The organism is Caballeronia sp. INML3B (assembly GCF_023631305.1).
GTDB classification, from domain to species: domain Bacteria; phylum Pseudomonadota; class Gammaproteobacteria; order Burkholderiales; family Burkholderiaceae; genus Caballeronia; species Caballeronia turbans.
In genome coordinates this window covers 58301-71006 of sequence record NZ_JALQDI010000084.1, presented here as the reverse complement: position 1 = coordinate 71006, position 12706 = coordinate 58301, and the positions used below count along the sequence as shown (strand labels likewise).

Annotated in this window: 12 protein-coding genes; 6 read left to right on the top strand and 6 right to left on the bottom strand. The window is 63.2% G+C overall.

What is annotated here, in order from left to right; genetic code table 11:
* Positions 1–43: 43 nt before the first annotated feature.
* Genes NCS58_RS33710 through NCS58_RS33685 form a run of 6 tightly spaced genes read right to left on the bottom strand, consistent with a single transcriptional unit; the run spans position 44 to position 4978 of the window.
* Entirely contained in the window at positions 44–742 is a 699-nt protein-coding gene (locus NCS58_RS33710) for a DUF1989 domain-containing protein (protein WP_061117012.1), read from the bottom strand.
* Between the two features lie 10 nt (positions 743–752).
* The gene (locus NCS58_RS33705; RefSeq protein ID WP_061117011.1) at positions 753–1988 is read right to left on the bottom strand and encodes a M20 family metallo-hydrolase; all 1236 of its coding nucleotides are present in this window, start codon (positions 1986–1988) and stop codon (positions 753–755) included.
* Positions 1985–2794, bottom strand: a complete 810-nt coding sequence (locus NCS58_RS33700; protein ID WP_061117010.1) for an amino acid ABC transporter ATP-binding protein — start codon at positions 2792–2794, stop codon at positions 1985–1987. The genes NCS58_RS33705 and NCS58_RS33700 overlap by 4 nt, the downstream gene beginning before the upstream one ends.
* Positions 2791–3444: an amino acid ABC transporter permease gene (locus NCS58_RS33695; RefSeq protein ID WP_061117009.1), complete on the bottom strand. Its 654-nt coding sequence runs from the start codon at positions 3442–3444 to the stop codon at positions 2791–2793. Before NCS58_RS33695 ends, NCS58_RS33700 begins: the two co-directional genes overlap by 4 nt.
* Positions 3445–3453: 9 nt before the next feature.
* On the bottom strand, positions 3454–4116 hold the full coding sequence (locus NCS58_RS33690; RefSeq protein ID WP_061117008.1) for an amino acid ABC transporter permease: 663 nt from the start codon (positions 4114–4116) through the stop codon (positions 3454–3456).
* Positions 4117–4123: 7 nt separating this feature from the next.
* Entirely contained in the window at positions 4124–4978 is an 855-nt protein-coding gene (locus NCS58_RS33685; protein ID WP_061117007.1) for a transporter substrate-binding domain-containing protein, read from the bottom strand.
* A 726-nt stretch (positions 4979–5704) separates the two neighbouring features.
* Between NCS58_RS33685 and deoC the strand changes: the two genes are divergently transcribed.
* Genes deoC through NCS58_RS33655 form a run of 6 tightly spaced genes read left to right on the top strand, consistent with a single transcriptional unit; the run spans position 5705 to position 12698 of the window.
* Positions 5705–6712, top strand: a complete 1008-nt coding sequence (gene deoC / locus NCS58_RS33680; protein ID WP_061117260.1) for a deoxyribose-phosphate aldolase — start codon at positions 5705–5707, stop codon at positions 6710–6712.
* Positions 6713–6737: 25 nt separating this feature from the next.
* On the top strand, positions 6738–9128 hold the full coding sequence (locus NCS58_RS33675) for an aldehyde dehydrogenase family protein (protein WP_061117005.1): 2391 nt from the start codon (positions 6738–6740) through the stop codon (positions 9126–9128).
* Between the two features lie 60 nt (positions 9129–9188).
* The gene (locus tag NCS58_RS33670; protein ID WP_061117004.1) at positions 9189–9671 is read left to right on the top strand and encodes an RbsD/FucU family protein; all 483 of its coding nucleotides are present in this window, start codon (positions 9189–9191) and stop codon (positions 9669–9671) included.
* Positions 9668–10600, top strand: coding sequence for a ribokinase (gene rbsK / locus NCS58_RS33665; protein WP_061117003.1), 933 nt, complete (start codon positions 9668–9670; stop codon positions 10598–10600). Before NCS58_RS33670 ends, rbsK begins: the two co-directional genes overlap by 4 nt.
* On the top strand, positions 10597–11640 hold the full coding sequence (locus NCS58_RS33660) for an ABC transporter permease (RefSeq protein ID WP_061117002.1): 1044 nt from the start codon (positions 10597–10599) through the stop codon (positions 11638–11640). Before rbsK ends, NCS58_RS33660 begins: the two co-directional genes overlap by 4 nt.
* A 53-nt stretch (positions 11641–11693) precedes the next feature.
* Positions 11694–12698 carry a substrate-binding domain-containing protein gene (locus tag NCS58_RS33655; RefSeq protein ID WP_061117001.1) on the top strand — a complete coding sequence of 335 codons (1005 nt, stop codon included), beginning with the start codon at positions 11694–11696 and terminating at the stop codon, positions 12696–12698.
* Positions 12699–12706: the final 8 nt, after the last annotated feature.

The window sequence follows — 12706 nt, the reverse complement described above, 5'->3', positions numbered from 1 at the left end:
TTGCTGGCCACGAATGAACACCATCGAAAGGAGAAGGGCGCGCTTACGGGAGCACCGTGAACTCGACTTCGAGCGGGTTGAGCGCGTTGATCGGAATGATATCCTGCGGGCACGCCGACATGACCACGACGCAGTCCATCGCGGCCTTGATATCCACGTAATCGCCGGACTTCGACACGGGCGGCAGCCAGTCGATCGAATAGTCCGGCTTGACTGGAATGTTCATCCACAGATTGAACGGCTGGGGCACTTCTTTCGTGCGCAGACCGATAGCCTTCAGCGCAAGCCGCAAATTGTCCGCGCAGTTGTCGTGATAATGCTCGACACCGAGATTGCGATAGCGATACAGATCGCACGCGGCGATCAGCGTATCGTGCACGCCGGGCGAAGTATCTGCGACCAGTTCTGCGATCGGGCGTCGCTGGTTGGTCACGAGCGGATCGCCCGGCTGCGGAATGATCTTGTCGATGAACGCGCGCGTATGTTCGAACGACAGGAATTCGTTCAGATGTTGCGCGTTGAAGATCCACGTATCGCACACTTGAGTGCCGTGCGGATTCGCGATGCGGATGGTCTGGCCCGCCTTCACGCGCACCGCGCGGCCGCAACGCGCGGGCACCGTGTACGTCCTGCCGATTTCAGGCGTCCCGTCCGGCGAAATCGGTTCGTTCAGCGTGGCGTTCACGCCGTTTTCCTGGCCGTTGTCTTCGGCGCTTGCGAGGGTGGTTGCGGGGGCGTTCATATGGGCTCCTTTAGTCGTTGCAGAGTGTGGTGAGGCAATGGGCGAGCACGCGTGCGCCGAGCGCGAGATGTCCGGCGTCCGTTGCTTCGGCGGGGTTGTGGCTGATGCCGTCGATGCTCGGCACAAAGATCATCCCGCTCGGGCAATGCGTCGCGAGATACATCGCGTCGTGGAACGCGCCCGAGGTCAGATGCAGCGCGCGGGCATCGAGTGCGCGGCACGCTCCGTCGATGCACGACAATACAGACGCATCGAAAGCGACGGGCGCATGCGTGAACAATGCTTCGATGCGCGCGCCATGACGTTGCACGATGGCGTGCGCGTGCTCGTCGAACGCGGCCAGCACGCTCGCTTCCGGATGACGGAAGTCGATGGTGAAGCTCACCGCCGACGGGATCGTGTTGATCGAGTTCGGCTCGATGCTCCAGCGGCCGAAAGTGACGCGCGTATCGGCGCGGCCGAGTTCGTGCGCGATGGCATCGAGCTCCTGACGCAGCGCAATGGCGAGCGTCATCGCGTCGCGGCGCAGCGGCATCGGCGTGGTGCCTGCATGGGCTGCGCTGCCTTGCACGTGAAGCGCGTACCAGCGCACGCCCTGAATGCCGCTGACGACGGCAAGCGGCACATCGGCGTCTTCGAGTTGCGGGCCCTGTTCGATGTGAAGTTCGACAAAAGCATGTGCGACTTCATGCTGGGCGCGTTGGGGCAATCCGGGAAACGCGCTTCGGTGATGGTCCAGCGCCGCGCTCAAGGTCATGCCTTCGGAATCCCGCACGTCCGCATAACGCGCCATACGCGACGGCTCAACGAACGCGCTCGATCCCATCGCGCCCGGAGAGAAGCGCGTGCCTTCCTCGTTGGTCCAGATCGCGACTTCGAGCGGGCGGCGCGTGCGCACGTTCGCATCGTTCATTGCGGCGAGCACTTCGAAGCCCGCGAGCACGCCGTAACAGCCGTCGAGCTTGCCGCCGGTCGGCTGCGTGTCGATGTGGCTGCCGGTCATCACCGGCGCAAGTGCTGCATCGCCTTCGCGCCGGAAGAACAGATTCGCGCAGGCGTCGACGTGCACGCCGCATCCGAGGGCGCGCGCACGCTCGATCAGAAAGCGCCGCGCTTCGATATCGCGTTCGCCGAGCGCGGGCCGGTCCACGCCGCCGTCGTCGCGTGCACCGAAAGTGGCGAGCGTATCGATCGATTCGAGGAGACGGTCTTGGTTCACGGCGTCCGCTATTTGTCTTGCGATCACGACGTCGCTCCTTCGCCTGCAATCGCAAGGCTGCGTTCGAGCCACGGTTTGAGGAATTGCTGCAAACGCGGCGTGCGCGTATTGCCGAACAGTTGCGCGGGCGGTCCGGCTTCAACGATTTTTCCCGCCTCCATGAACACAACCTTGTCGGAGATCTTGGCGGCGAAGCTCATTTCGTGCGTGACCATCACCATCGTCATGCCATCCTGCGCGAGCGAACGGATCACGTTGAGCACTTCCTCGACGAGTTCGGGATCGAGTGCGGACGTAGGCTCATCGAGCAGGATCACTTCGGGTTCGATGGCCAGCGCCCGCGCGATGCCCACGCGCTGTTGCTGTCCGCCGCTCAGTCGCGCGGGATAGGCATCGGCCTTGTGTTCGAGGCCCACGCGCCTGAGGGCGGCCTGCGCCCTCTCGCGCGCGTCACGCCTGCTCATCTTCTTGGCGAGCACGAGCGGCGTCGCGACGTTGTCCAGCGCGCTCATGTGCGGCCAGAGGTTGAATTGCTGAAAGACCATCGCAATGGGACGGCGCACGTCGGCAATGCTGGCTTCGCTGTCACGGTCCTTCGCCGTGCGTCCTTTCGATCGATAGCCCAGCAACTGGCCTTTGATCCACACTTCGCCTTCGTCGTAGGCCTCGAGAAAGTTCATGCAGCGCAGCGCAGTGGTCTTGCCCGAACCGGACGGCCCGATCAGCGTGACAATCTCGCCGCGCATGACATCGAGGTCGATGCCTTTGAGCACGCGGTTCTCCCCGTACGACTTGCCGACGGCTTGCAGCTTGAGAATGGGAAGGTCGCTCATGATGTCTTCTTCAGAAACGAAATGCGGGAAGTGGCCGCCTGCGCGATCAGCGACACGGCTTGCGTGAGCAGCCAGTAACATGCGATCAGCAGCGCATACGGACCGATATACGTGTAGCTCGATGCGACGATATCGCTTGCCGTCATCGTCAATTCGGGCACGGTGATGATCGACGCGACCGCGCTCTCCTTAATGACGAGAATGGTCTGGTTCGCGATCAGCGGCGCGGCGAACGCGAGCGCCTGCGGCAACTCGATGGAGCGAAAGGCGTCGCGCCGGCTCACGCCGAATGCGGCTGCGGCTTCGAGCTGGCCGCGCGGAACGCACGCCCAGGCAGCGCGAAACAGTTCTGCAAAGTAAGCGCTCGAGTAGAACGCGAGCGAAAGAATCGTGGCTTGCACGGCCGACAAGGTAATGCCGATGACTGGCAGCCCGAAATAGACGATCACGAGTTGAGACAGATAAGGCGTGCCGCGCACCAGCCACACGAACGCGCCATAAGCGAGCGCGAACGGACGGCCGAGCGCGAGACGCATCGCGTTGAGCGCGAAGCCCGCGACGATGCCGATGAGCGCCGCAAGCACGCTCACTTCGAGCGTGATGCCCATTGCTTCGATGAAGCGCGGAATGAGTGCGATGAAGTTGTGCATGCCGATGCCTCACGGACGCCGAGCTACACGCAGCGAGTACACATGACCCGCGCCCGCGAGCAGCGACGTGATCGCCAGATAAAACACCGCCGCCATTGCGTACACCTCGAGTGGCCGGTACGTCGATGACGAAAGTTGCTGTCCCACGCGCATCAGATCCGTCACGGAAATGACCGACACCACCGCCGACGCCTTGACGATATCGATCATCTCGGACACCAGCGCCGGCAGCGTCGCACGCACGACCTGCGGCACTTCGATATGCCACAAGGTCTGACGCCGCGTGAGATTGAAGGTCGTTGCCGCCTCGATCTGTCCGGGCGCAATAGAGCGGAAACCTGCGCCCAGAATCTGCGATTGATACGCGCCGGTGTTGAGCGACAGCCCGATCACCGCTGCCGCGAGCCCCGGCAATTCCAGCCCGAGCGCGGACGGCACGTAATAGAACACCAGCAGTTGCGCGAGCACTGGCGTACCGCGCAGCACGCTGACGTACACGCGCGCCGTTGCGCGCATCAGGCGGCTGTCGCTGACCGACATCGTGTAGACGAATACGCCGACGAAGAAGCCGCAGCACACGGCGACCGACGACAGCACGAGCGTTGTCAGCGCGCCGTCGAGCAACTGCGGCAAGTAGCCGATGCAGCGCGTGAGCAGATCGGGACCGTTCATGGCAAGGTCAGATGGAAGGCGCGGGGAGCGTGGCCGGAACGTCCATCGTCGAGCCGAACCATTTCTCCTGAAGCTTCTTCATGGTCCCGTCGCTGTTCGCTTTCGCGATGCCATCGCTGAAAAGCTTGAGCAGGGCGGCGCTGTCGGCATCCTTGCGCGCGACCCATGCGAAGTAGCTTTTCGGACCGATTGTCTGCGGCAGCACCGCGAACACGCCCGGACGCGACTTTATCAACGGCCCGAGATTGGCGACGGATTGCGCGACCGCATCGAGCCGGCCGACGGCGAGGTCCGCATAGGCTTCGTCGAACGCGACGTATTGCTTGACCTGCTTGAGGCCTGGACCGCCCGCTTCCTTCAGCTTCTTGTCGAGCGCCATCAACGCCTGCAACTGCGCGGAGCCGGTCTGCGAGCCGACCACCTTGCCGTTAAGATCGTTGGGAGTTTTGATGGACGCATCGGCCGAGCGGGTGAGTACGCCGGTGGTCGCATCGGCAACGGGCACGGTGAAGGCAAAATGATCCGCGCGGTCCTTGTTGACGGTCACCGCTGTCACGACGACATCGAAGCGCTTTGCATCGAGACCGGGCAGCAGACCCTGAAAGGGCAGGTCGAGTTGCTTGACTTTCACATCGGGCAGAGACTTGAGGACGTAGGCCATCAGATCGGCGTCATAGCCGACGATCTTGCCGTTATCGACGTATTCGAAGGGCGCGTAACGCGCTTCGGTCGCAATCGTGATTTCCTTGTTCGATTTGATGCGGGCGAGCAGATCGTCCGCGTGCGCAAACGACGGCGCGGCGGCGTTGAGCGCGAGCGCGCCCGTCAGCGCGGTCAGCAAATGGCGAAGACGTTTGTTCATGACACTCCCCTTGCATGTGAGCTATTGTGAAGACAACCAGAATTTCATTCAAGTGACTTGAATGAAATTCATTAGGCATGAAGCGTGCCAGCGTGAGGCACCCCGACGTACGGGACTGCGTCCTTCTGACATGCACTGAAAGAGGGGAGCAGGGCTGGACGAATGCACCGCCGCGCGCGGCGATGCACCGGATTGAAGTACGAAGAGGTAATGCGAGAGTCAGCGGAGTCCGCAAAGCACGGACGCAAGACGCTGCACGAGCGACAGCGCGTAGGGCTCCTGCCGCTTGACGAGCAGTGGCGACATGGAGATCGAATACTCGATCAATAACATTTCGAGCGTGGCGCACGCACGCCGTGTACGCGAATCTACGGCAGCGTGGGCAACAGATTGACCGCTCGTCTCTCTACGGTTCACTTGACGTGACGGAGAAGAGCGCAACCTCGTACTTCCTCGGTATGGCTATGGCGAAGCTCTTCGCTGCTCCATTGTTTGCCACGCCGTGGTTGTTCCACGTCTCCATGGCATCTGGCGTTTCGATTTTTTTGTTGGCCGGTACATCTCGTTCCCGACTTATTGCGGCAGTTTCAATGTTTGTGTTCCACAACATTCAACAAAGCGCCTCCGAACTTTCCCTATGTTACGATCCTAACAACGATGTTATAAACTGAGATCAATCTATCAAAAACTGTTGTGCGTCGCACAAGACGCCGGCATACCGATCTCATGCTGGAAACTGCATCGAAGTCCATCGTCGCATGGCCCGGAAAGGCTCAGGTTCACGCCAGCGCGCGCAATCCCGGCGTGCCGTTCGATTTGTCGTGGCTCGACGGGTTGCGCGTAAATCAGTCGGCGGTGGCACGCCGCGCATCGACGCTCGGCACGCGCCGCGCGGTGAAGAAAGATGCGCAGGCCGCGTGGCTGCTCAAGGCGATTACCTGCATCGACCTCACGACACTCAGCGGCGACGATACGCACGGTCGCGTCGAACGACTGTGCGCGAAAGCGCGCCGTCCGTTGCGCGACGATCTGCTCGACGCGCTCGGCATGGCGCCCGGTTCGATCACGACAGGCGCCGTGTGTGTCTATCACCGCTACGTTAAAACAGCGGTGAAAGCGCTCGAAGGCAGCGGCATTCCTGTTGCAGCCGTGTCGACGGGCTTTCCCGCCGGACTCAATCCGCACGAGCTCAAGCTGCGCGAGATCGAGGCCTCGGTGCGAGACGGCGCCTCGGAGATCGACATCGTCGTCACGCGCGAGCATGTGCTCACGGGCAACTGGCAGGCGCTTTACGACGAGATGCGCGATTTCCGCGCGGCATGCGGCGATGCGCACGTGAAGGCGATTCTCGCGACCGGCGATATCCGCACGCTGTCGAACGTCGCGAAGGCGTCGATGATCTGCATGATGGCCGGCGCCGACTTCATCAAGACATCGACGGGCAAGGAAAGCGTCAACGCGACGCTCGATGTGTCGCTCGTGATGGTGCGCATGATTCGCGAATACCTTGCCCGCACCGGCGTCGCGATCGGCTTCAAGCCCGCGGGCGGCGTGTCCACCGCGAAATCGGTGCTCGAATATCAGATCCTCATGAAGGAAGAGCTCGGGCGCGAATGGCTCGAAGCGGACATGTTCCGCATCGGCGCATCGAGCCTGCTCGCGGATATCGAACGCCAGCTCGAACATCATGTGAGCGGACGCTATTCGGCGTTCAACCGTCATCCCGTCGCCTGATTCACGGACTTCAATACATAGCCTCATGAGCGTTGCCGAATACTTCTCCTCGATGGAATACGGACCCGCACCGGAAGACGATCGCGCCGCGCGCGCATGGCTCGATCAGCATGCCGGGCGCTTCGGTCACTTCATCAACGGCGCATGGCGCGACAGCGCCGACGCCGACCGATTCGATTCGCGCGAACCGGCCACGGGCCGCGCGCTCGCGTCTATCGCGCAAGGCACTCAGACCGACGTCGATGCCGCCGTAGAAGCCGCGCATGCCGCCCTCGAAGGCTGGCAGGCGATCGGCGGAGCGGGGCGCGCGCGGCATCTGTATGCGCTCTCGCGCATGGTGCAGCGGCATAGCCGTCTTTTCGCCGTGCTCGAATCGCTCGACAACGGCAAGCCCATTCGCGAATCGCGCGATATCGATATACCTCTTGTGGCAAGGCACTTTCTGCATCACGCGGGATGGGCGCAGTTGCAGGACAAGGAGTTTGCAGACTGGGCGCCGCTCGGGGTGATCGGGCAGATCGTGCCATGGAATTTTCCGCTCCTGATGCTCGCGTGGAAGATTGCGCCGGCGCTCGCGCTCGGCAACACGGTCGTTCTGAAACCCGCCGAATTCACGTCGCTGACGGCGCTGTTGTTCGCGGAGCTGGCGCATCGCGCGGGCTTGCCCAAAGGCGTGCTCAACGTCGTCACCGGCGATGGACGCACGGGCGCGGCGCTCGTCGAGCATGATCGTGTCGCGAAGATCGCGTTTACGGGCTCGACCGAAGTGGGCCGCCAGATTCGCGCAACGACAGCCGGTTCGGGCAAATCGCTGACGCTCGAACTCGGCGGCAAGTCGCCCTTCATCGTATTCGACGATGCCGATCTCGACAGCGCCGTCGAAGGTGTCGTCGATGCGATCTGGTTCAATCAGGGACAAGTGTGCTGCGCGGGCTCGCGCCTGCTCGTGCAGGAAGGCATCGAAGCGCGTTTCATCGAGAAGCTCAAGCGCCGCATGGACACCCTGCGTGTCGGGACTTCGCTCGACAAGGGCGTCGACATGAGCGCGGTCGTCGATGACGTGCAGCTCGAACGCATTCGCGCGCTCGTCGACAAGGGCGAGAGCGAGGGCTGCGAAATCTATCAGTCCGCGCGTGCCACGTTCCCCGAGGGGGGCGCGTTCTTTCCGCCGACGCTCGTTACCAACGTCGCGCCCGCATCGACGCTCGCGCAGGAAGAAATCTTCGGGCCGGTGCTCGTGACGATGAGCTTCCGCACGCCGGAAGAAGCCGTCGCGCTCGCGAACAACACGCGCTACGGTCTCGCCGCGAGCGTGTGGAGCGAGAACATCAGCCGCGCGCTCGATGTCGCGCCGCGCCTGCAATGCGGCGTGGTGTGGATCAATGCGACCAATCTCTTCGATGCGGCTGTCGGCTTCGGCGGCTATCGCGAGTCGGGGTTCGGTCGCGAAGGCGGACGCGAGGGCATCTACGAATACCTGAAGCCGCGCGCCTGGGCCAGACTCCCGGTGCGCGGCGAAACGAAGCCATTGCAGGCGCAACCCGATTCGCTCGTCGATGCCGGCAACGTCAGCGCGCTCGATCGCACCGCGAAGCTCTTCATCGGCGGCAAGCAGGCGCGGCCCGACAGCGGTTATTCGCGGCTCGTGCATTCGCCCGCGGGCGAGATCGTCGGCGAAGTGGGCGAGGGCAGCCGCAAGGACATTCGCAATGCAGTGGCCGCCGCGCGCGGCATGACCAAGTGGTCGTCGGCGAGCGCGCACAACCGCGCACAGGTGCTGTACTACCTCGCGGAAAATCTGAGCGCGCGCGCCGATGAGTTCGCGAAGCAGCTCGTCGCGCGCGCGGGTTCGAGCGAGCGCGATGCGAAGCGTGAAGTGGAAGCGTCCATCGCGCGCTTCTTCACCTACGCCGCGTGGGCCGACAAGTACGACGGCGCGGTGCATGCGCCGCCGCTGCATGGCGTCGCGCTCGCGATGCACGAACCGCTCGGTGTGATCGGCATCGTGTGTCCGGACGAAGCACCGCTGCTCGGTTTCGTGTCGCTCGTTGCGCCCGCGCTTGCGCTGGGCAACCGCGTGGTCGTAGTGCCGAGCGAGACGTGCCCGTTGATGGCGACGGACTTCTATCAGGTCGTCGAGACGTCGGACGTGCCGGGCGGCGCGCTGAACATCGTCACCGGCGATGCGCGTTCTCTTGCGCAAACGCTCGCGCAACACGACGATGTCGATGCGCTCTGGTGCTTCCACGGCGCGTCGCTTTCGGCGATGGCCGAGCGTGAATCGACCGGCAACCTGAAGCGCACGTTCGTCGATCAGGGCCGCGTGTTCGACTGGCACGATGCCGCAAGCGAAGGACTGCCGTTCCTTCGCCAGGCCGTGCAGGTCAAGAACATCTGGGTGCCGTACGGAGACTGAATGAAGCATTGACGGGCGCAGATCTCGAGACGAGACACGCCCACGCATGGAGGAGACGCTGTGCTGAAGAACATCGATCCGCTCTTGAACGCCGATATCCTCTACGCGCTCGCCGCGATGGGCCACGGCGACGAAGTGGTGATCTGCGACGCTCACTTTCCCGCCGACTCCGTCGCGCGGCAAACGGTGCTGGGCAAACTGCTGCGCATCGACGGCGCGAGCGCGCCGCGTGCAGTGCGCGCGGTGTTGTCGGTGCTGCCGCTCGATACGTTCGTCGACGATCCCGCGGGCCGCATGGAAATAGTTGGCGATGCAACTACCTTGCCCGCCGTGCAGCGCGAGGCGCAACGCGAAGTGGACGACGCGGAAGGCCGTGAAACGCCGTTCGCGCCGATCGAGCGCTTCGCGTTCTACGAGCGCGCGAAGCAGGCCTACTGCGTGATCGCGACGGGCGAAGCGCGCGGCTACGGCTGCTTCATCTTCAAGAAGGGCGTGCAGCTCGCACCTGATGCACCGGATGCGCCGGAAGGAGGCACGCGATGAAAAGCGTCGTCATTCTCGGCATCTATGTGACGGACCTCGCGTTTCGCGCGGAACGCATGCCGCTGCTCGGCGAAACGGTTGCGGGCTCCGCGTTCAAGATGGGACCGGGCGGCAAGGGCTCGAATCAGGCCGTGGCCGCCGCACGCGCGGGCGCGGACGTGATCTTCTGCACGCGCATCGGTGCGGATGCGTTCGGCGAGATCGCACAAGCGACCTGGGCGGCCGAAGGCATCACCTCGCGCGCAACCGTGATGAACGATGTTGCGACAGGCGCGGCGCATATTTACGTCGATGAAAACACGGGCGGCAACGCGATCATCGTCGCGGCGGGTGCGGCGGGCACGCTCGCTCCCGAAGACGTCGATGCCATCGAGGACGATATCGCGCGCGCGGGCGTCTTCGTCACGCAACTCGAACAGCCGATTCCGGCTGCGCGCCGCGGTCTGGAACTCGCGCGCAAGCATGGCGTGACGACCGTCTTCAATCCGGCGCCCGCGTTGCCGCTCGCCGACGACATCTATCCGCTGTGCGACTACATCACGCCGAACGAAACGGAAGCGACGGCGCTGACGGGCGTGCCTATCGCCAATATCGATGACGCGCGCCGCGCCGCCGACGTGTTGCTGAAGAAGGGCGCACGCGCGGTGATCGTCACGCTCGGCGAAGCAGGCGCGCTACTGCATACGTCGGATGAATCGACGCTCGTGCCGGCGTTCGATTGCGGCCGCGTCGTCGAAACGGCCGGCGCGGGCGATGGTTTCACGGGCGGCTTCGCAGCCGCGCTCGCACGAGGCGAAAGCGCGGTCGATGCGGTGCGTTTCGGCTGCGCGCTCGCGAGCATCTCCGTGACGCGCCCCGGCACCGCGCCGTCGATGCCGCGTCTCGATGAGATCAACGCGCTGCTCGAACAAGGGAGCGTCACGCAATGAAAGCGTCGAAGTGGCTCGCTGATCGCCAGTTCAACTTCCTCATCGGCGTGAACGTGCTCGTCGTCATCGTCGCTACGTGGCTGTCACACGGCCAGTTCCTCGATATCGACAATCTTCAGTCGATGGGCGGCCAGTTGCCCGAACTTGGCCTGCTCGCGCTCGGCATCATGCTGTCGATGGTGTCGGGCAACGGCGGTATCGATCTCTCAGGCGTCGGGCTTGCGAATCTCTCCGGCATGGTCGCGGCGATGGTTCTGCCGCATATGCTCTCCGCTGACGATTCGCCCGCGCTCTATACGGCGGTGTTCATCTGCATCGTCGTGGCGATGGGCGCGATCGGCGGCTTGCTGAACGGCGTCGTGATCGCGAAGCTGAAGCTCACGCCGATTCTCTGCACGCTCGGCACGCAATTGCTGTTCACCGGCATCGCCGTCGTGTTGAGCAACGGCGCATCGGTGCGCGTGGAATATGTCGATCCGCTGTCGAACATCGGCAACGGCACCTTCCTGCAAGTGCCGATTTCATTGTGGATCTTCGTCGCCGCCGTGCTGGTGCTCGGCTGGGTGCTGAAGCGCACGCCTTTCGGCCTGCGTCTCTATCTGATGGGCACGAATCCGAAAGCCGCGTTCTATGCGGGCATTCCGCGCGCGCGCATGCTGATTCTCACCTACGGCATGTGCGGCGTGCTCGCGTCGCTCGCGGGCCTCATCAGCGCGACGCATACATCGAGTGCCAAGTGGGATTACGGCAACTCGTATCTGCTGATTGCGATCCTGATCGCGGTGATGGGCGGCGTGAATCCGGCGGGCGGCTATGGACGCATCGTCTGCGTGTTTCTCGCCGCGACCGTCCTGCAGTTTCTGTCGAGCCTCTTCAACCTGCTCGGCGTATCGCAGTTTTTCGGCGATTGCGCGTGGGGCTTTCTGCTGCTCGCATCGCTCGCATTCGCGGGCGGCGAACGCGTGCGCGCGATCTTCGGTATCGGCGGGGCCGCGCCCAAAAGCAATGTTCCACCGCCGCCCGCATCGACGGGACGTTAGTGTTGCGTGTGATTCATCAAAGAGACCAATCGGTACATAACGGAGACAAGGCAATGAAGCTCAGCAGACTCGGCACCGCGCTCACGGCGATCGCACTTGCAGCGGGCGCGATTGCGGCCGCGCAGGCCGCGACGAACGAAACCATCGTGACGGTCGTGAAGGTGACCGGCATCAACTGGTTCAATCGCATGGACGAGGGCGTGAAGGAGTTCGGCAAGGCGAACCCGAACATCAACGCGTATCAGACGGGACCGGGCCGCGCCGACGCCGCGCAGCAACTGAAGATCATCGAAGATCTGATCGCGAAGAAGGTCACGGCCATTGCCGTCGTGCCCTACGATCCGCCGACGCTCGAGCCCGCGCTCAAGAAGGCGATGGACCGCGGCATCAAGGTGGTCACGCATGAAGCGGACAATGCCAAGAACACGATGGTCGATATCGAAGCCTTCGACAACACCGCATACGGCGCGGGCCTGAACGAGCGCCTGTCGAAGTGCATGGGTCAGCAGGGCAAATGGGCGGTGCTGGTCGGCTCGCTCGGCTCGCGCTCGCAAGTGCAATGGGCAGATGGCGGCATCGGCAACGCGAAGGCCAAGTATCCGAAGATGGATCTCGTCGAGCCGAAACTCGAAACCAACAATGACGGCGAACGCGCGTATCAGGTCGCGAAGGAAGTGCTGCGCAAGCACCCGGATCTGACGGGCTTTCAGGGCTCGTCGTCGCTGGATGTGATCGGCATCGGCCGCGCGGTCGAGGAAGCGGGCAAGGTCGGCAAGATCTGCGTGTACGGCACGGGCCTGCCGACGGAAGCGGCCAAGTTCCTCGAAAGCGGCGCGATCAACGGCATCGCGTTCTGGGATCCGAAGCTCGCCGGTCTCGCGATGAACAAGGTTGCGCAGATGCTCGTGGACGGCAAGGAAGTGCAAAACGGCGCGGACCTCGGCATCACCGGCTACAACAAGGTCACCGTGACGAAAGGCCCGGGCAAGGGCGTGATCGTGCGAGGCACCGGCTGGGTCGATGTCGACAAGACGAACTACAAGCAATACAACTTCTGATGTGACGT